Origin of the sequence: Vibrio sp. S/42/10 (genome assembly GCF_029890535.1) — a bacterium.
Taxonomy (GTDB): Bacteria; Pseudomonadota; Gammaproteobacteria; order Enterobacterales; family Vibrionaceae; genus Vibrio; species Vibrio cyclitrophicus.
Genome location: NZ_JAKMZC010000022.1, coordinates 39,198 through 59,742 on the forward strand (window position 1 = coordinate 39,198; position 20,545 = coordinate 59,742).

The 20,545-nt window shown below is 42.2% G+C and carries 15 protein-coding genes; 6 read left to right on the forward strand and 9 right to left on the reverse strand.

Going from position 1 to position 20,545, the window contains the following annotated elements; translation table 11 throughout:
- Window positions 1-55 precede the first annotated feature (55 nt).
- Complete coding sequence (locus L8S15_RS19335; RefSeq protein WP_016767094.1) at window positions 56-1,276, forward strand: DUF3103 domain-containing protein; 1,221 nt, start codon at window positions 56-58, stop codon at window positions 1,274-1,276.
- 176 nt (window positions 1,277-1,452) lie between these two features.
- Here the strand turns inward: L8S15_RS19335 and L8S15_RS19340 are convergent, their stop codons facing one another.
- Both L8S15_RS19340 and L8S15_RS19345 read right to left on the reverse strand, forming a co-directional pair.
- The gene (locus L8S15_RS19340; RefSeq protein WP_016767095.1) at window positions 1,453-1,770 is read right to left on the reverse strand and encodes a Dabb family protein; all 318 of its coding nucleotides are present in this window, start codon (window positions 1,768-1,770) and stop codon (window positions 1,453-1,455) included.
- Between the two features lie 211 nt (window positions 1,771-1,981).
- On the reverse strand, window positions 1,982-2,221 hold the full coding sequence (locus tag L8S15_RS19345; RefSeq protein WP_010438426.1) for a hypothetical protein: 240 nt from the start codon (window positions 2,219-2,221) through the stop codon (window positions 1,982-1,984).
- Between the two features lie 252 nt (window positions 2,222-2,473).
- Here L8S15_RS19345 and L8S15_RS19350 point away from each other — a divergent pair, with 252 nt between their 5' ends.
- Window positions 2,474-3,346 (forward strand): LysR family transcriptional regulator, encoded by an 873-nt coding sequence (locus tag L8S15_RS19350; protein WP_016768227.1) that lies wholly within the window; start codon window positions 2,474-2,476, stop codon window positions 3,344-3,346.
- Window positions 3,347-3,446: 100 nt separating this feature from the next.
- Here L8S15_RS19350 and tnaA read toward each other — a convergent pair whose 3' ends face one another.
- The 3 genes from tnaA to L8S15_RS19365 form a co-directional block, all read right to left on the reverse strand.
- Window positions 3,447-4,916 (reverse strand): tryptophanase, encoded by a 1,470-nt coding sequence (gene tnaA / locus L8S15_RS19355; protein WP_016768228.1) that lies wholly within the window; start codon window positions 4,914-4,916, stop codon window positions 3,447-3,449.
- A gap of 719 nt (window positions 4,917-5,635) precedes the next feature.
- Window positions 5,636-7,300 (reverse strand): GTPase, encoded by a 1,665-nt coding sequence (locus L8S15_RS19360; RefSeq protein ID WP_280574738.1) that lies wholly within the window; start codon window positions 7,298-7,300, stop codon window positions 5,636-5,638.
- On the reverse strand, window positions 7,287-8,402 hold the full coding sequence (locus L8S15_RS19365) for a GTPase (protein ID WP_016787916.1): 1,116 nt from the start codon (window positions 8,400-8,402) through the stop codon (window positions 7,287-7,289). Before L8S15_RS19365 ends, L8S15_RS19360 begins: the two co-directional genes overlap by 14 nt.
- Window positions 8,403-8,620: 218 nt before the next feature.
- Here L8S15_RS19365 and L8S15_RS19370 point away from each other — a divergent pair, with 218 nt between their 5' ends.
- Complete coding sequence (locus L8S15_RS19370; protein WP_016768629.1) at window positions 8,621-9,118, forward strand: peptide-methionine (S)-S-oxide reductase; 498 nt, start codon at window positions 8,621-8,623, stop codon at window positions 9,116-9,118.
- 154 nt (window positions 9,119-9,272) lie between these two features.
- On the opposite strand, the gene L8S15_RS19375 is transcribed toward L8S15_RS19370, so the two are convergent.
- The gene (locus tag L8S15_RS19375) at window positions 9,273-10,889 is read right to left on the reverse strand and encodes a polysaccharide lyase 6 family protein (protein WP_016768628.1); all 1,617 of its coding nucleotides are present in this window, start codon (window positions 10,887-10,889) and stop codon (window positions 9,273-9,275) included.
- A 110-nt stretch (window positions 10,890-10,999) separates the two neighbouring features.
- Window positions 11,000-12,775: a transporter gene (locus L8S15_RS19380; RefSeq protein WP_016768627.1), complete on the reverse strand. Its 1,776-nt coding sequence runs from the start codon at window positions 12,773-12,775 to the stop codon at window positions 11,000-11,002.
- A 540-nt stretch (window positions 12,776-13,315) separates the two neighbouring features.
- On the opposite strand from L8S15_RS19380, the gene L8S15_RS19385 reads away from it, so the two are divergent.
- From L8S15_RS19385 to L8S15_RS19395, 3 genes are all read left to right on the forward strand, one after another.
- Window positions 13,316-13,924 carry a toxin-antitoxin system YwqK family antitoxin gene (locus L8S15_RS19385; RefSeq protein WP_280574741.1) on the forward strand — a complete coding sequence of 203 codons (609 nt, stop codon included), beginning with the start codon at window positions 13,316-13,318 and terminating at the stop codon, window positions 13,922-13,924.
- Window positions 13,925-14,269: 345 nt separating this feature from the next.
- Complete coding sequence (locus tag L8S15_RS19390; RefSeq protein ID WP_029189236.1) at window positions 14,270-15,823, forward strand: methyl-accepting chemotaxis protein; 1,554 nt, start codon at window positions 14,270-14,272, stop codon at window positions 15,821-15,823.
- Window positions 15,824-16,966: 1,143 nt separating this feature from the next.
- Complete coding sequence (locus L8S15_RS19395; protein WP_280574744.1) at window positions 16,967-17,680, forward strand: oligogalacturonate-specific porin KdgM family protein; 714 nt, start codon at window positions 16,967-16,969, stop codon at window positions 17,678-17,680.
- A 140-nt stretch (window positions 17,681-17,820) separates the two neighbouring features.
- Here the strand turns inward: L8S15_RS19395 and L8S15_RS19400 are convergent, their stop codons facing one another.
- Together L8S15_RS19400 and L8S15_RS19405 are read right to left on the reverse strand one after the other, a co-directional pair.
- The gene (locus L8S15_RS19400; RefSeq protein ID WP_010438390.1) at window positions 17,821-18,537 is read right to left on the reverse strand and encodes a 3'-5' exonuclease; all 717 of its coding nucleotides are present in this window, start codon (window positions 18,535-18,537) and stop codon (window positions 17,821-17,823) included.
- The gene (locus tag L8S15_RS19405) at window positions 18,537-20,399 is read right to left on the reverse strand and encodes a DUF294 nucleotidyltransferase-like domain-containing protein (RefSeq protein ID WP_010438388.1); all 1,863 of its coding nucleotides are present in this window, start codon (window positions 20,397-20,399) and stop codon (window positions 18,537-18,539) included. Before L8S15_RS19405 ends, L8S15_RS19400 begins: the two co-directional genes overlap by 1 nt.
- Between the last annotated feature and the right edge of the window lie 146 nt (window positions 20,400-20,545).

Below are 20,545 nucleotides of genomic sequence, written 5' to 3' on the forward strand. Positions count from 1 at the left end.
AATCCTTATAGGGTAAATGCTCTATTAATGATAAAAATTAAAATAAGGATTATTTATGAGACCATCTATTTCTATCAGTATGGTGCTTGCAACGACAGTGGTTGGCTTCCAGTCCTATGCAAACAATATCGACACAGTAAACTCACGCTCTCTTTCGGAGAACGCCTCAGCACAAAAGCAATCTTTGGCGTTACAAATCAGCGAGCGTTATTCCGATCTTGAGCTTTCCCTAAAGGCTCAAATTTCAGAAAAGAACTTGTCCACGCCTGTCGATAAATTGAGCTCTACTCAGCCCTACTCTGCATTTTCAAGCAGGGTGCAGAAAGCGGACCTTGGTTATCGCAAGATGAAAGGGATCAACAACTTCAGCGACTCTGTGTTAGAAATTCGCATGGCCGATGAAGCGATGATTGAAGCCTGGAAGAACGGCGAAAGCCCATTATTTGCGTTTGAACCATCAGGTGATGATTCGAATTGGCAATACATTGAAGCGTATGACGTGTACGGACAGGTTCATGAACTAGATGTGTACCAAATGCCAGACGTCCCAGTGTTTGTCGTTGATAGCAACGGTGCCGAAGAGCTCAAAGCAGGCTTAATGGCAATGCAGGCTGAAATGCAGAAGCTGGGTACAACAACACAAATTAATTCAGGCTCCAAAAACACAAGCAGCAACAGTGAAAGCCGTAGCACTAAGACACAAACATTTATTGGTAAGGCTACGCGCTCCATGGCTATGTCAGAACCTGAGCCGTTGAATACCACTCAGTTAAAAAAGATTCGTTTGGCTGTAGACCAAGAACCATGGATCTCTGGCAAAGCTGAAATCTACGCCATTGTGACAGGGGTCGATTCAAGCCGCTTAGAGCCACAAATAGATCTAGTAGAAATGCCTTATCTGGACTACGACAAACAGACGTACTACCCAAATCAAACGGTCATTTTCTGGCCTCGCTACCGCTGGGGCGCTGCAGATATGATCTTAATGGAGCACGATGATGGAACAGACTATAAAGCGCTAGCAAAGCTCTTGGTTCAAGCCGCAGAAGAGATACTGAAGATGATTCCTGATCCAGAAGTTCAGGGTTATGCGATCATCCCTCAGATCACAGGCAAGATTATCGATGTGATTCCTGATGGTGTATTAGTGAATGATGATGACTTTGTGGACGTGTACTACACCTTAATGCAAAACACCTCTTATGTTGATCACCCTGGTGCCGGCGGAAATGCAGTAGCTTCGTTCGCCCCGCTGACTATCTCTCCTACAGAGTAGTTGGTACTTTCTTGATTAGGGCCTTCTCGTTTAGGGCTCGGCCACACAAGCCCTAACGCTTCGTTATTCGAGATGACTCAGCGTATATACCTTGTGTAAATAAACTTCAGGTATATACGCTTTTATCGCTTTAGGCTTTAGGCTTTAGGCTTTAGAGAGCATACAGAGAGGACTAATTATAGGGAGTAATCAAACACGATGATGTCGTCTAACAACGGACGAAATACATCTTTCAGCGCATCATGTTCTGGGTGTGGAAGATAGTTCTGACGCCCCTTTTCATCCGTAAACGTCATTAAAACTGAATGGGTATAACCTTGGTTCTTATTCTCTGGGCTATCATTTAACCCCCACTCTACTGAAGTTACCCCGTCAACCTTGTTTGGCATCGCTTCAAACAGCATCTTTAGTTTTTGAACCTCTGAAGCCTCTGCGTTTTCTTTAAACTTAATCAGTAAAATATGACGAATCATTCCTGTTTCTTTTTGAGTCATTCCTAGTCCTTTTCGAATCGTTCGTTTGTAACGCTTAGCCTTAACTAGCACGAGTAACGGTGTGAAGTTAGAGAAAAACAAAATGCCACACGTGACACAACATGCCAAGGCTGACCACTAGAGTTTATAAAATACTCAAAATCCCGACACAAAAAATGCTGCACTCAAGAGCACAGCATTTCTCATGAAAATAATAGGCACAGTTCTAACGTTAATCTCGACGACCTGTAAGCTGGATCGTTTGGTCTTGATCAACACTCTTGTGGAATTTTATTCCGCCATTATTGGCGTCATTTCTTCCTTCAAGTACTGGCTCAGATTCCACACGCTCAACCTTTACTTGATTACCTTCGATTCTCGTCATATCGAGAGTACTCGCATAAGTACCGTCAGCCGCAAAAGCCGTGTTCATTGATAAAGCCATCAATCCAAGTGTGATTAACTTGTTCATACATCACCTCGCTGTATTTTTAGTTCTTTGTTCGTTTGGTATCTGTTTTTTGTTGAAGTAACTTTAACAATCGAACATGAGCCATTCGAGGAAAAGCAAGATTTACCAAATGGAAAATCAAGGGATTAGCGAAGTTTTGACGCTGTGCTGTCTTATCAGTTTTTCACTACTACTATGATATTAGAGTCACATGATTTCTGTACGCCTAACGCACAGAGATTGCTGCTTATAAAGGAATCATTTGGAGAACCTGTGGACATCAATCTAGATATTCAAAATATCCTCGTCATCAAGCGTATGTATGAACTTCGCAATGTTGGACTGGTTGCGGATTCGCTAGGAAAAACCTCTGGGGCGATCAGCAAGAACCTCTCAAAGTTAAAGTTGCAGCTCGACGATCCACTGTTCATTCAAACCAAAAACGGGTTTGAACCCACGACTTTTATTGAAAATAACATCGAAAATTTTGAGCAAATACTAAGCAGTGTCGAAGCGATAAAACACCAAGCCTTCTGCCCTGAGTCTTATAGAGGTGATATCACCATCTACGCTAACACGCTCTTTTGGGAGCGCTACGGATCCAAACTTTACCTAACGCTTGCTAAAGAAGCACCCAATGCGCATTACTCATTCGTAAGGTGGGGAACCAATGTCAAAAACAGAATCATTGACGGTGAAAAAGCTATTGCTGTTCACTACTTTGATGACAGCCTCCCTCAGTCCATTTCACAAATGGAGATCGGAAAAGGACAAGTCGTATTCTTTGTGAGAGAAGACCATAAAGCACAAAGCTTTGAATCACTCGCCAACTATCCAATCATTCTATTTAAAACGCCGGGTTGGAATGACAATAAATACCCTATTCTCGATCGCCTTCGAAATATCGGATTTCATGTTATTCCAAAAGTGGAAGCTGATCACCCAGCAATGATCCACGATATTGTATTGAAGTCCGACTATTTTGGTATGACTCTAAACGGCACCGTACCCGAAGGCTGTAGAAGTATTGATTTACCGGAAAAGCTCATTATCGACGTCAGCTATGTCATGAGTTGTCGTCGTTCACAAAAAGACGCGCCATTGAACAAGTGGCTTTTTGATACGCTTAACTCAGTATTAAAGTAACCATAAACTTAGCGATTTAGGTTGATTTGTTAAGAGTAACTCAACAACAAGAAAAGGCTCCCACGGGAGCCTTTGTATTGGTGACTATTCGCTCGTTTTTCTAAGCTTCTTCGAGCTCTAGCTTACTATTTTTTATAGATTGTTTAGTACTTGTTTCAACCTCTTTTAGGCGGGCAGTAAAGTGCCTTAACACTGGTGGCTCATAAGTAAAATCAAGCCCCTTAACTTGCCCTGCATTCTCTTTCACTTTTTCAAACGCTTCGATGATGAAGTCCATATGAGTTTGCGTGTAGGTCGCTCTAGGAATTGTCAGACGCAATAACTCAGCAGGACACGGATGTTGTTCTCCCGTAGTCGGATCACGGCCTTGCAATAAAGAACCAATCTCAACAGCTCTAATGCCTGCTACTTTGTACAGTTCACACGCCAAAGCATGTGCGGGGAACTGACCAGCCGGAATGTGTGGAAGCAATTTACCTGCGTCGACAAATGCAGCATGACCACCCGCTTGTTGGCAGACTATGCCTATAGCTTCTAAGCCATCGACCAAGTATTGAACCTGACCGATGCGATACTCCAACCAATCTTGACGCATGCCGTCATAAAGGCCGACCGCAAGGCGCTCCATCGCACCACCCTCTAAGCCACCATAAGTTGGGAAGCCCTCTTGCACGACACACAAGGTTCGACACTCTGTGTACACATCCATGAAAGAGTCGTCTTTAAAGCACAACAACCCGCCCATCTGTACCATCGCGTCTTTCTTAGCTGACATGGCTAAGCCATCCGCGTATTTGTATGACTCACGAGTGATTTGTTCGATAGTCCAATCTTGATAACCGACTTCACGTTGCTGAATGAAATAAGCATTTTCAGCGTAACGTGCAGAATCCATAATCACAGGAATGCCGTACTTCTGAGCTATTTCATACACAGCTTTCAGGTTGGCAATAGATACTGGTTGTCCACCAGCCGAATTGCATGTAATCGTGCTCACGATATAAGGAACATTGGCAGCGCCCGCCTCTAAGATCGCCTCTTCCAATTTAACAACATCGAAGTTGCCTTTGAAATCCGCGTTCACTGAAGTATCAAATGCTTCTTTGGTATAAACGTTCCTCGCGACACAACAATTCACTTGAGTATGACCTTGCGTGGTATCGAAAAAGTAGTTAGACAAGGCGACCATTTTGCTACGGTCGAGGCCTTTTTCCATTTCACGCTTCTTAATAAGAACAGGAATATAGATCTGCTCTGCACCGCGTCCTTGGTGTGTAGGAATAGTCAGCTCATAGCCGAAGATATCCTTTACTGCATTCGCCAACGCATAGTAACTGCGGCTGCCACTGTAGGCTTCATCGCCCATTAACATCGCCGCTTGCATACGTTGTGTTATAGAACCGGTGCCACTGTCGGTCAGCAAATCGATAAATACATCGTCACTGTCAAGTAGAAATGGGTTCATGCCCGCTTCGACAATGGCTTGTTCACGATAGGCGCGAGTTGTTCTTTTTACTGGCTCTACAACGCGAATACGAAACGGTTCTGGTAGATGTTTGAAGTTTTCCATAATAGTCCCATTCAACAAATTCAACTTATAAGAAGAAAGCCAAATTCATTATTTTTAGATGTCACGAGTCATCACTATTAATTTAATTTCACGCACAACCATTCTCGTGATAATTACAATAATAATTAATAGCTATAAATAGATTATTTAATCAATACGTATTGATTAGGTTCCAATTAATAATTAACTAGAGATAAAGAGTTGTATGCACAAAAGCAAAAATAGCTGACGCATAAACTACGACATTTCTTAAAGAAAAAATTAACAGGATTGGCAAAACTCAAGGGCTCTGCTGGCGCGTGACGCCTAGAGGGTACTACTCTGAAGAAAGGTAAAAAGAGAGCTGGTGGTCTAAAGTATACCAAGCTAACAAGGTCAGCCATGTTGTTGATTGCCATTTCAGATACAAGTTCACAATATATCCCTACGTTGAAATCAAGATGAAACGAAATTTAAATATAGTGCAATGGTTTTATAAATAAAGCTTGGATAAGTATAAATGTGATCAATATTTAGAATGACAATTAAATCTGATAGCGTGTTATGTAAACTTCGAATACCAGAGGTTCATAGACTATTAAACTAGTTCAACGAGATATTTAATAATAGCAGCTATTTTTTAAATTTAATGCTTCGCTAATATAGAACGAAGATCTAGAACACTAAGTTCTGATGAGAACTAAACCTCACCAGAACAACATTATAGAAACTATCGAGGACTACTTTTTCTTAACAGCTTGCTTAATGGCCATTTCAGCGAGCTTTGGTGTCGCCGCTTTCAAAACACTTGGTGTGACCTTCTTACCAGCGTTCACTACTTTGTTCAGTTGGCCTTTAACCGACGTTCCCCGTTTCATTGCCTCCAAACGTTGGCGGTTTCTTTGCACATTATTAGCATCAGCTATGCCTTCGATTACCATCTGCTTGAGTGCTTCTAACCCAAAAATCGTCTTTTCTGGCGCAATAGCGAGCGGTAACACGATATCAGACTGCAGCAATATATGGTTGTATTCGAGTGCTTGAGCAATGCTCTTCGCTTTGGGCGATGTTGGATTACCCAAATCATAAGGCGGCTGCCACTCATCAACAGGCTTTAATCGATCGACCTGATTCACAACCGATACAACGATTGGCTTCTTACGTGAGATGTTTTTAGGATCGTCATAGAAAGCATCAAACTTGCCCTTCAATTGCTTATCCAGTTCACGAGCCGATTGATTGGCTTTAAGAACCCAAAGTACAACATCGGCTTGGGTCATCTCTTTAAGCATCAGAGCTTCGGTTTTGGCATTGCCATCCAGCCCTTGAAGATCAACAACTCTAACATCATTGTCATCGACAAACGCGTTGTATACGGTTGAAGTGTCGGTTGATGGCAGTACATCCACTTCAGCTACCAACTCTTGCTTAAGCGCATTAATCAGTGAGGATTTCCCAGAGCTTGTTTGCCCTACTAGAACAATTCTTACTGGCTCTAATTCTGGTGCAAAGCGCTGTTCATCTATTTCAGAAACATCCGACGCTCTTAGTGCTTCATCTTCAATGCTAAAACGTCCACTATAGAGATCAATCGCCACAGCGGCCACCTCATCTAACAAGGCTTGCTTGGCAGCATATTGCATGTCCTCAACCACACCTCTTGTCATTGAAGAAGTCGCCTGTTCACGGCCTAAATCCGAAATGACTTTCAGGGGGTTCAAATACAGGTTTTTAAGATGATTACCCCAAATGGCAGCTTTAATGATCTTATGTCCTAGCTCGCCATATTTGTCATAGGCTTCGTAGCCCGCTTTGATATAGGAAACCTTGAGATATTCAATACCTGGTATATGTTCTCGCACCACCAACTTATAGCGTCGGCTCACCTCTTCGAACAGCTTCAGTCCTTCTGGAATAGAGAAGTCGAGTGATTTCTTGTCAAACTTCGTGGCGACAAACTCAAGAACTTCTAAACCGGTTTGGTCTAGATTGCCCCACTCTATGTCGATCATTAATTGTTGCCGCACGTGAAGTTTCGATTCATTCCAGATCGACAGCTCTTTTTGAGACCAATCAATAGAAGCTTTAACAAGCGCATCGTCGATGTCAGTCTTCTTAAGCAATGATTCTACTTGAGGTTCATCATCGCTCTCTTTATTCAAAGAAGAATCGCTATAGGTCGATTTGTGCGAAGAGCGACTAGAAATGTATAGAGGAACAGAGAATAGTAAAGTACTCACCGCAATCGCAATGGACATTTCCAGTAGGTAACCATATTTAATCGCCAAGAAGAGACCAAAACCCATCATGATAATGCTTGGGAAGATAGCCGAAATCAGGGTAATGCCCCAGCGGCCACTCGATAGCACCGCCAGTAATCGAAATAGGTTTCTAATTTTCTTCATAGCCCGACGCCGCCTTTCCTTTTTTCAGGGATTCTTTGTAGATCTTCTGCATCTCTTGTTCAGAGACTTCTTCACCTTTGTTCTTATGATAGAAGTAAAAACACGCCGCGCGACCTAAACCATAAGAAGTGCCGAAACTCATTGCCGCTGCAGCAACCGCGCCCACAGTTTGACCATAAACTGGAATCAGCTTTATCAACTGTCGAGTGCCCAGTTTCATTCCGTATTGCAAAGCGAAGCTGCTTCCCAGAGTTCCTATCAATTCACTAAAGACTCTCTTATTCCATTCGACCCCATATTGATTGGCCAAGCTATGAAGCATTTTCGCTTGAATCGCAGGCACAGACACCAAACCAACACCTGGAATCAGGTCACTCGCGGCAGCGCTTCCTGCATACCAAAGCACTTCGTTTTCGACTTGATCAAAATTCGCTTCTTCTTGAGTCGAGTGTTCTTTGTCTATCACCATCATCCCTATCACAGGGAGTATTGTCGTCAACTGTTCTATCAGGGTGTCATAGTTATAGATGGGACTGCTGTTATAAGTAGAGCCGTCATCAGTTTCAAAATCGACGGCCACCGAAGAACAGTCCTTGCCCCAAACCTTTTCAACTTGATTGGTGTTGAATCGAATTTGCCTTGTGCGATCGGTCTCTTTAGAGGACAGCACAGCAGTATGAACGAGAAGTAAATGCTCAATCTTCTTCTGCTTTTTAACCTGTTTCAGGGCAGACAGCACAGATGATTGTTCGGGTTCATCGGCTTTCATCACTACGACTAGCGCATTGCCCGCTTGACCAATCTCTTCTAAATCGTCTTTAGGATCATAATCGGCCTCTCCCAAACCACGAGTATCAAGAAACCGCATTACTGGCTTGTCTTGAGGAAATTCATATGACATTGCAGTCATCGTGCAAGGAGCAAAACCGTTACCCACCTCAACGGAAGAATTGCCAGTCACGGCTTGAATGAACGATGATTTTCCAGCCCCCGTTTTGCCCAAAAGCCACAGCGTCGGTAGATGTTTACGCTGATACTCCTGAGCCTGAGTGAGATCTGGATTCTTACTGGGATTGATGAAATCTTTTATTTGATCAAACATGGTTAAGCTAACGCTCACTTGATAATGAAATTCGAGTTGATGACAATGCAATACTGACTTATATAATCACAAATCCTATTAGACTTATGTTTGTTCAGTCGCACTGGTTTACAATACCTAAACACTTGTTTTTATGTGTGCGCTTTTTCAAGAACGTGTATCACCACATTGATTCACGTATCGAACGAACAACAAATACAGAGAAGTAAAAGGTAAGTATGGAACAAATTTATTTAGCGGGTGGCTGCTTATGGGGTGTACAAGAGTTTATTAAGTACGTTCCTGGAGTCATCAGCACCGAAGCTGGCCGTGCCAATGGCACTTCTCGAATAACGCAAAATGATAATACCCCAAATACCTATGATGGTTACGCTGAATGCGTACAAATCGATTTTGACCCGAGTATCACGTCGGTAACGATTCTGATGAAGCACCTGTTTGAGATTATTGACCCATACAGCGTGAACAAACAAGGCATCGATGTAGGAGAAAAGTATCGTACTGGCATTTACAGTCTCAACGATGGACATCTTGCCGAAGCCAAGCGCTATATTGCGTCGCGTGATGATGCAGACCGAATCGCTCTAGAGATACTGCCTTTAATACATTATGTCGCCAGTGACGACATCCACCAAAACCACCTAAGTCAATTCCCAGAAGATCATCATTTGTGTCACATCCCTTGGGATCTGCTGCATAAGTATAAATCACAGTAGTCACGACGTAAGATTGAGATGGTCACGACCTAAGATCGATAAAGCCTCAACAGATATTACCCGTTGAGGCTTTTTAGATGTTAACGGCTAATACAGCTATCTTGAATTTATTTGATAGCCCAGACCGTTAAGCATTAAAACGTTAAGCAATAAGCTACTTCGTTGTATTCTCAAGCACGTAGTCCGGACCCGCCGTTTCAGCCGTCACAACGGAAAGTTTCGACACATCGGCACCTTCGCCTTGGTAAGCATTCATGCCGTTAGTAATAGTCACTGCCGGCAACTCGACTGAGTAGCTTGAGATCTGCTCAGAATCCGTCACTTGACCTACGTACGTTTCATCAGTGTATGTAGCATCAACTAATGGGAAGTCGTTTGTTGCGCGTACACTTACAAAGTCAGGTGATAATGAATTATCAACCACGTTGTTGCTAAACGCGACATCAACACCTGCATAGATGTTTTCCACTTCTGCGTTATTGAACAGGCTTACACGATGGCTTTGGTTGCCATACACAATGCCCCACTCTGTATCCACAAGAGAGTTATTCTCGATCGTGATATTTTTAGGTGTCCATTGCTTGTTAAGCTCTTTTCCTTTGACCGACTGATCTAACTGTTCGCCATTTGCAACATCGATGATGCCAGTATTGATAACAATACCGCCGCGTAAGTCAGCATTACCTTCAATTAGACCATCACGACCACGCGTGTTAGCAATGTAGTTGTTGCGGATAACATGGTCTTCATCATAAATACGAACACCGCCAGTTAGACGCTTTCCGTTACCAAGGATCATGTTGTTTTCAACTTTATTTCCTTTACCGTGACGAAGTGAAATTAGAGCAGTACTTTGAAAAATCGTGTTGCCTGAAATCGTGTTGTCACCCGACTTAATAGAAATAAGTTCACGCTCGCCATCCATATCAATCATTAGGTTGTTAACAAACTTAGAGCTCGAATCCCATTGTGAAGCCTTAGAATCACCGATGCGGATGGCTTCCCAGCTGTTGCCGTTATAACGAATCGCTTCTTTGATGTCGAACTCATTAAATTGGTTCGGTTTCTGATCCATGAAGATGTTATTCGCGATCAGGTGATTATCTGATGTGTCATCTTTTTGTACACCAATCAGCGTCCCGCGTTTTTGTTTACCTTCGAAACGGTTATTGATTACCTTGCCATCTTTGCCCCATAACGAAACCCAAAGGTATTTTGGATATTCAGAGCGGCGATCGTCTGGTTCGTATGTGTAATCGTGGTTGAAGTAGTAGAACGTTGAGTTCTTAAGCGTGTTGCCATTACCCATCATACGCACAGCACCAAATCGTTCGTTTGGACCACCTTCAGTAAACACTAAACCATCTAGTGTGACGTCATCACCTTTAAGTTCAAACTGAATAAGGCCAGTAATCCAAGCCGAACCCGCTTGCTCAGCTCTAATAGTGATATCGTTCGCGGTAATAGTCACTTGACCTAAATTCGCGTATTTACCACTAGGGATAACGACTTCGTCGCCATCTTTTAAATTTTCAAATTGTGCTTTAAGCGCAGCCACTTGTTCGTCTGAAGCAACGGCCAACGTATTCCCATCAACCTCGTTTAAGCGGTCACTACTCAATAAGTAACTACGATCGATTTCGCTAATAGCAGGCGCTGCTTGTTCAGCCACGTCGATCACTGGTGCCGCTGTATCTTGGCTTGTACAGCCCGTTGCGAAAGCTAACGTGAACGCGCTAATAATACTTACCGAAATTAATTTTTTTTTCATCGTACATCTCACATTGAATCTTGGATTATCAAATTAACGGCCACCCAAGTAGGTGGCCGATGTATTAACACTCTATGTTTGAGTATCTATTTTTTAGAATCTTATAGGCGTTAGCTTTCAGCAGAGGTAACTTCGTCGTTTTGTTGCTCGACTTTGTCATCAACCGCTTTCACCAGAAGCAAACCAACAGAGAATACAATCGCACCACACAGAACAAACACCATGCGTCCCCACATAGGGTTCGGCAGTACGAACATTGTCATTACGCCCACACCCGCCACTGCGATAAGTGAACCCAACATACGACGTTGCTTATTATCCAGTTTCTTCTGCTCGTTACTTTCAGCAACTAATGGTGTCGCTAGGTTGTTGAAGAACTTGTCTACGTCTTTCTCACGGTGCTCAGCAAGAGGCTTGTAGAACAGTGTTGATAGAACGAAGAAGCCAGCAGTAAATACGATGTGGCCAATAAGGCCGATAGCCACTTTAAGGTCAGCCCACTCACGGCCAGTTAGCTCGTTCAGACCGAACCAGTTTTGAACCATATCCGCTGTGATAACAAAACCTACGAAGTAAGAAACCACACCACCAACAACTAGCGTACCCCAACCAGCCCAATCCGGTGTTTTACGGATAAAGAAGCCACAGAATGCAGGAATTGTCATAGGGAAGCCGATCAGTGCGCCCACATACATCATCGTATCGAAAAGGCTCAATCCTTTAAGAGAGTTGATGAACAGTGCAACCAAGATGATAGCGATACCGAAGAACGTAGACGTTAGCTTAGAAACAACCATCAGCTCTTTCTCTGTCGCTTGAGGACGAAGAATCGGCTCGTAGAAGTTCTTAACAAAGATACCTGAGTTACGGTTTAGACCAGAATCCATTGAAGACATGGTCGCAGCAAACATAGCGGCGATCAGAAGACCAACCATACCGGCAGGCATGTACTCTTGAACGAAGTATAGGTAAGCGAAATCAGCAGATTTGCTGCCTGCTTCTGGGTAAGCAGCCGCTAAATCAACACCTTGACCCGCCATAAACCAAGATGGCATAAACCAAATGATTGGACCAAGCGTCATAAGGATACAAGCAAGCAGTGCGGCTTTACGTGCATTGTTAGAGTCTTTAGCCGCAAGGTAACGGTAAGAGTTCAACATGTTGTTGGTAATGCTGAATTGCTTCAAGAAGATGAAGACTGCCCAGATACTAAAGATGCTTAGGTAGTTAAGGTTGTCACCTGTGATGAATGAATCTGTTGGGAAATCACTAATGATCTGCGTAACGCCGCCACCGTGGTAAATCGCAACCACGGCACACGTCACCGTTACCGCCATGATAATAACCATCTGCATGAAATCAGATGCGATTACTGCCCATGAGCCACCCGTTACTGACATCACCAGTACAACCAGACCAGTTAGGATGATTGTCGTTGTCATATCAAAGCCAAAGATGCCAGATGCGATGATCGCAAGACCGTTCAACCAGATACCAGCAGAGATAACACTGTTTGGCATGCCCGACCAAGTAAACACTTGCTCGTTCACTTTACCAAATCGCATACGAATTGCTTCAATTACCGTAACCACACGCAGTTGGCGGAACTTCGGAGCGAAGTAAAGGTAGTTCATTAGGTAACCGAAGGCGTTAGCAATGAAGATAATCGCTACTGCAAAACCATCAGTAAAGGCTTTACCTGCCGCACCAGTAAATGTCCACGCACTGAACTGGGTCATAAATGCTGTTGCACCTACCATCCACCACAGCATGTTACCTCCCCCACGGAAGTAATCGCTAGTTGTACTTGTAAATGTTCTGAACATCCACCCTATCGCAATTAAGAATAGGAAGTAGATGCCTACTATCAGGGTATTGAGTTCCATCTTTAGACCTTTTATTTATGTTTTTCTGTTAGGTGCACTATAGATAGATGATAGCCACATTTGTACTACAATAACTTAAATGCGTGACAGCGATCTTAGACTATTACCATCAAATAATCATACAAGTGATCGAGTTCAAAGTTGCATCGAACAAGAGCGAAATTCATCAACATAGTGCAAAGTCTGGCACTCTCCCCCCATATGACAGGCTAAAACTCTATAAAACCCCAATTAAATGTGAATAAAATCACACAAAAATGAAAATCAGTCATTAAAAGAATTCAATCGTTACAAGAAAAATAACAAATCTAACGAAGAAAAAACACTCAATATAATTTTTAAAAATCATTAAATCCAACACATTTGTATTACAAATAATACAATACCTACGTCCAAATACGTATGAAAAAGTTCCCTTCAATAGACAGTCAATAATGAAAACTTGAAAACCAGTAATAGCTGCTGACAGTCATCCATGGAAGTGAAATGCTTTTAACACACTGATTACACTTTCCCCCGTCCAATAAAAAAGGTGTCATTATGAAGAAATACATCCCAATATTGATTGCTCTTAGTACGATGTCTTCTATGAGTTACGCAGCCACCCGAGAAGATGCTGTTGATTATCTTCAGATGCGAAAAGGCGCTGCTTATCAAGTTAACCACTCAAAGCCATTTACTGGGCAATTTGAAGAGAAATTCGATAACGGCCAAATAGCCACTCAAGCTCAGTTTGCTGATGGCTTAGAGCTTGGGTTAGAAACCAACTGGTATCCAAATGGCCAGATCGCTTCTAAAGTGAATTACGAAAAGGGTGAATTACAGGGCAAAGCTGAGGCCTGGTACCCGAATGGGCAGAAAAAAGCAGAGCTCAATTATATCGATAACAAATTATCGGGTGATGTCTCTCGATGGTATCCAAATGGCGAACAAAGCCTTACTGCGAAATACAGTAACGGACAACAAGACGGGCTAGTAACGGATTACTATCCAAATGGTAACAAGGCAAGTCAAGCCAAATTTGATGATGGTGAAATTGCAAATGGGACATTAACTCGTTGGAATCAAAACGGAGATAAGGTTGAAGAATTGACCTTTAAAGGCCACAAAATCACATCTAAACAGGTATGGATGCCTACACAAAGTTAGCGCTATCGCAACGATACCCACAGCAATGGGCATTCATGTCACTACGCGTGAGCGCCTATTGCTTTCGAAACCCTCTTAAACGCATTATTTTCGTCGCTGACCAATACAAGTTGTACCTTCAAACACGCGACTGTTCATTTCACTCATCACTAAAAGTCACCACTAGTAATAAAAGCATCATCAATAGATATTGAAAATAAATAATATTTAACTTGCGAATAGCCTTTTGTTAAAATATTGTAAGCAAACGTTTACCTTGCGAGTCAGATCTCATTATGCAGCTCGTAGACGAGAGAAACGCGATTTCAAATACGTTATTGAGTCATATTGCTTTGGTGCCCGTCCATGAAAATTAAAACCTCCCTATTTAGCCTTACTTGTTTGTCCATATTGTCACTGATGATTGTTGTATCATTCACTGAAATGGCAAACCTCAAACTGATTAAGTTAGAGAAAACGCTGATCAAAGTTAAGTCGCTTGAAGTCTCTATGCTGCAACTTAATCGAACAGAATTAGAATTTTTGATCAGCCACGATCAATCACTTCAGCCAGTATTCACCAAGGAATACTCAAACTTTCAGAAATTGATGGGAAGTTTTTCTGTTCTACTTGATGAATCAGACATTGTCGTTTCAGAGTTAGACAAACTGAAAATGGAAGTTAAACAATACAATAAAGATTTTTCTTTGATGATAAACGCCATTGATCGAGACCCAACACAAGTGGCGGGGCTAAAATCAGAAATGAAAACATTGTTTGAAGACATCATTTCGATATTCACGGCTGTTGAACGCCGCCTGGAAGAACAAGTAGAGTCGATTCAACAAACCATTACCACTTTCATTATTAGCTCCCTAATAACCGTAGCAGTAATGCTTCTCGCACTTTCATTTGGTATTTCATCACGTGTAGCGAAAAAAATTGCATCATTGAACTCGGTGATGCTTGTGGTCTCCCAACAACGCGACTTTACCGTAAAGGCAGAAGAGAGCGGTTCAGATGAAATTGCTGATATTGCGAAAGCTTTTAATATTGTACTGTCAGATATTCGTCAGCTTGTTGGGCAAGTACAAGGATCTATCCAACAACTAGGTAATATTTCAAATCAGCTACAACACGACGGAAGGCTCGTTGAAAGCGCCTTAAACAAACAACAGCTACAAACAGAAAACATTGCGACCGCGATAAACCAGATGGGCAGTAATATCCAAAGTGTTGCGATAAATAGTGACAACGCATCATCCAATGCACAAACCAGTTTCGCAACGGCTAATGAAGGCTTGAATGACGTCGCATTTACCAGAGACACCATCAATACTCTTTCGACTGACCTAGTAAGCGCCAGCGAAGAAGTAAATCGCCTCTCTGTTCATTCAGAAAAAATCAATACCGTATTAGAAGTCATTAAAGACATTGCAGAGCAAACTAACCTCCTCGCTCTCAATGCAGCAATCGAAGCAGCTCGTGCTGGAGAACAAGGGCGCGGTTTTGCAGTAGTGGCTGATGAAGTGAGAACCTTAGCAGGGAGAACACAGCTTTCTACTGAAGAGATCTCCAATATTATTCAAGGGGTTCAAGACCAAACCCAAACGGTGGTTAATACAATTCAAAACTGTTGTGAAAAAGGCGATAGCAGTGTCAACTCTTGTGAAAAAGCGCACTCAAGACTCACATCAGTAATCAAGGATATGGAAACGATTCTAAACAACAGTTTAGAAGTGGCCAATGCAATGCAAGAACAAAGCGATGTTACATCAGAAATCATTGACAACGTAAGTTCGATTAAACACCTTACACTCGCTAACGTAACGGTCGCTTCAAAGAATGCCGCCTCCGCAACATCGGTTGTAGAACAGACCGCATCTCTTGAACGTGCGGTCATAAACCTCAAAACTTAATCGCTCTATACATCATTCACGGTTACTGAATGAATCAGTGGGTGCCCTTCTTATCGATAGTCTGTATCTGTAGATCAAACGATCAATACAAATTTTAGGCAAAAAAAACGCTCATGTTGCCTGTATCAACATGAGCGCAAAGGTAGATCTTCACTACCATCTCCTACCTTTCTAAAGGAAAGCAGAAGTTATAATTAGAATAGTTGGGAGCAATAATCAAAATGCTCTTACAAGCACTTCAACGATTTCTTCTTTTTCATCAGTTTAGAGCGACTATATCCAATCGTTCTAACTCCGATCTCTATAGCAGGCTGTGTAACTGCCTTGCCTACTACACTTCAAACTTTTTTGATTGAGGCTTTTTATCCCCTCACGGCAAATACATCGTACTTTTAGGTATGTTAACTTTTAGACTATCTTCGCTTTTAAACTATCTTCGCTTTTAAACAAAGCCTTAGCCTTAAAACCATCATCCCAATGCAGCTATGAACCATAAGTTCATCCATTCACGTCGGTAGTCACTTAAAACTAACCGACAGAATCACTACCTAAAACCATACAGATGCATGTGCATCTATTTAACGTTCTGACGATATGTGTTACTACATAAAGTTAGTAAATAATAATGTATTACAAATAAAAATGACAACTAAAGATTCAATTTTTTGCTGTAGCGCACATTTATTGATAGACAAAAACTCAGAAAATCAACATAACCTGAAAAATAACCATTAAAAAACAAAGGTTTAATTTAAACCCTAACTTTGTAACCCTTTGTAAATAGTGGTTTTATCATGACAACACGATCTAATTCACAGAACCTCACCATTCTAATCGCTAGCATATTTGTAGTATTTTAATTCAAAAGAAAGAGAAACCCTACACACGAAAACAAACGTCATCGCATTGAGCGTATAACTCCGCTTTACCTAAAAGCCGGCGTTGCTAGGGAAAACCCTGAATGGTGAAACTGGCAACTGAGACAGACTTTAGCAAGTTCACAATGAAAAAGAACTTAGCGGAAATATGGGCTCAGCGCGACGTAGAACGACTTTACCCAAAACTTTAATCCCAATACAACAAAGGGCTCAACGTTGGTCCTTTATTAACCATTTTTTATTTAGATACAGTGGAAACAATAAAATGATAAAAACGAATAAAGTAACGCTTGCAGTATTAGCAACTCTTTTTGCAGGCAGCGTGTCTGCGGCATCACTAGATTTTCGTGAAGAGTACAAGCACGATTCGGAAGAATGGGCTGGTCGAGTGAAAATTGGTGGTAGCACAGGTAATCATTACTACGGCGTAGAAATGAAGCACAAGGGTAACCTAAGCGAACTTCAACGTGGTGATAACGAATTTGAATACGGCTACCACTTCAAATTCGATAACAACTGGCGTGTAACAACTTCAATGCCGATTACTTTCGGTGATGAAGCGGTAACTTACAAACCGCAAGTACGTGTTCAATACAAATTTGATTCAGGTGTAACAACGAAACTTCGTTACCGCCATGAGTTCCGCAATTATGCATCAGGTAAAACTTCAACAGGCCTTGATGGTAAGCAACACGACTCATTAAATGCCGGTAAAATTACGGGTAATATCGATTACAACTGGAACGCTTGGCAGTTTGGCTTTGAAGCAAACTACAAAGAAGATTTCTTTAATGACGAATGGAAAATGGGTAACAACGGCGAGTACGAGTGGGACTACAACATGAAGATCGGCTACAAAGAAGCAGATTGGAGCTGGCGCCCATACGTAGAATTAGGCAACGTTCAATGTACAAGTGATACGGTGTGTGACTCAAGCCGTCAACTACGTAGCCGTGTAGGTATTACTTACAGCTTTTAAGCTGTTCCCTATATGAAAAGTCTAAGATGATAACTGCCTAATTTTCTAAGACCCAAACAAAAGCCAGCATAATCGCTGGCTTTTATGCTTTCAAATCAGTTCAGTCAACAATGATTCAAATAAGGGAACAAATGGCTTCCCTAGTGACTGATCCTATATAAAAATGATAGTGTCACTTCATCATTCGGGACCACTCGTTTCTGTTGAGCCAAAAATAGCTCCGCTGTTGAAACTGCATCAGCTAACGCATTGTGGCTGTTATACTCAGGAAGACCATACCTGTCACGTGTGCCTGCCAAAGTTAAATCTACCTCTTCATGATTACTGATCGCTTTCTCCATAGATTTTTCAATACACAATGTATCTAACCAAAGCAAAGGCACCGTTCTCAATCCGTAACATCGAAGTAGATATTGACTAATGAACTTCTCTTCTACAACACAAGCATGCGCAACAATGATTTTACCTTTTGCGGCTTCAAAAAAGGTCAGCATGGCATCATGAATTGACGCGCCCTCTTCCAACATTTGCGGCGTAATGTGATTAATAACCGCGGTTTCTGCGTTGATCTGAGAGTCGTTGTTAAGATAGATGTGTTTGGCAGATGCCAAATCAATTCGCCCCTTAACCACATCAACCCACCCCATCGATAAAATCAGATCTTGTTCACTGTCTAAGCCCGTCGTTTCAAGATCTAACACAATATACTCACTATCTTTAGCCAAATCCGCCATCTCTGGACACGGCTGTTCAACAAGATCGTGTAATGCTTCAGGCAGTTTAACCGTATTTAGGTATTGCTTTCGCTTGCGCTTGACTCGCTCAAGCGGATGAAAATAATTTAACAATGCTCTCATTAGCGCGCTCCGAAACGAATCTTCGCCGCCTCTTGGAGATCAGCTATGATCCTAAAGGCATCTTTCAAGTGCTTACGTTCAAAGCTACCAAAGCTATCAGGGTTGATGTTGTTGTCTGGTACCTCCCCATTCTTCAAAGCTTCAAGTTGATGACCAAATCGGAAAGATAAAATGAACTGATACGCACCCAGAATGTTCTTGAACGCGTCATCACTGAGCATACCTTTCTCGTTCGCAGCTGCAAAACGCTCGTCGGTTGCAGACAAATCACATTCAACGGCTAGCCCGTATATACGTGCGAGATCGATAATCAGGTTAATCGCGTATTTCTTCACATTGAGCGTTTTCTTGTTCTCTCCCGACTTCTCTAACACCAAGCTGTTAAAAATGCCCAATGGTGGATTAGTGTTCACCGCATCTTTCACCAACGTGCTCAAAAATTCTCGATTATTGCGAATATTGGAGTGCAACTCATCACGAAGAATGCCCTCAAATTCACTGTTGCCGTAAATAGTGCGAATTTCAAGGAAAACACTGATATTGAGTAGACGCTCATATTCAGGGTTTGCTACCCACTTCTTGTAGTAGTGCTTCCAAACACCCAGTGGCTGACACCACTTTGGCGTCGCAGCCATGAATTTTCCTGGGCATAACGGATAGTCACAACTTGCCAATCCATTTGTTACCATCATCGCTAAATGCTTGAAATAAATACGGTCACTGTCGGTTGCATCGTCAGAAAGTACAATCGCGCTGTCTTGATCCGATAACATGTGTACTTCATTGCGAGCGTGAGAACCCGCAACAATCCAAGAAAAGTCACAAGGTGGTGGGCCTAACTTGTCAATTGCTATCTGAATTAATCGGCGGGTGTAGGCATCCATAATCATGGTCATTACCTTACCCACTGTTTCCGGTGCAACTTTACCTTCCACCAGCGCTTCAAATATAGCTTGTCGTTCCGAGGTAAATGAAGACATGGTTTTCACACTGCCCGCGTATTTGATTTTCTCAATCAAGAAAATGGCTTGAACACGGTGGTTTTGAACCAAGTGAGACGTGGTAAGAAGCCCAATGACTTTGTTCTCTTTCACAACCGGCAAGTTGCGAATATTAAACTGCATCATAATAGACGCGGCGTGTAGCACTAAATCGTCCGGTTTAACCGTAAGAGGAGAATGCGTCATCACCTCAGAAATAAGGCTATCAGTACTGACACCATGAGCGATCACTCGCTTAGTCATATCTCGGTCAGTAATTAAGCCTACAATCGACTCATCCTCATAAATTACCGCACAGGGTGAGCGTTGATGAAGCATTTCAACCGCGACCGATTGGATGGTTTGCTGAGACTTAACAATTGCCACCTGTCCGCTTGCGACTTCTTCAACCTTACGAATGAACAAACCTTTCTCTTTGTTTGACCAAACCACATCCAGTGCCGATTTCAAACGAACTTGGGCCTGTGAAGCAAAATGCTCAGCACAACTTGGAAAAGCTTTGAAAAGTGTTTGAAGCGCCGAGTGTGGAATAACATAAAGTAAGGTGTTTTCAATTGCGACAGCTCTATAGCCTTTATCATCATTAACTTCAGAATCTAAGAACGTGAAGCCGAACAGATCTTCACTGCCTAACCGTGCACGAAGCACACCGTCCGATTTTCTTTGCTCCATAGATCCTGTTCGAATGATATAGAGCGACTTTTCTTTTCCTGACTCGCATAGATCGACGACATCCCCTTTGGCTAGATAGGTAATCTGAACATTAAAAGCGAGGTCACGAAGCGCTTCTTTAGGGATCTTATCAAAAGGGTCTATCTGACCGATGAACTGAAGAATATTTGGCAATAGAGACTGAGGCATATAATCACACTCGCATTAATTTGATTAGTATTATTATATAACTAACAATGCTGGTTACTAGCGGTTTTAGCAAAACAACGCACATAAGACTAAATATTGGACATCGGTCAAGTTTTCATCAATTTTGGATGAAAAAAAAGCACGTA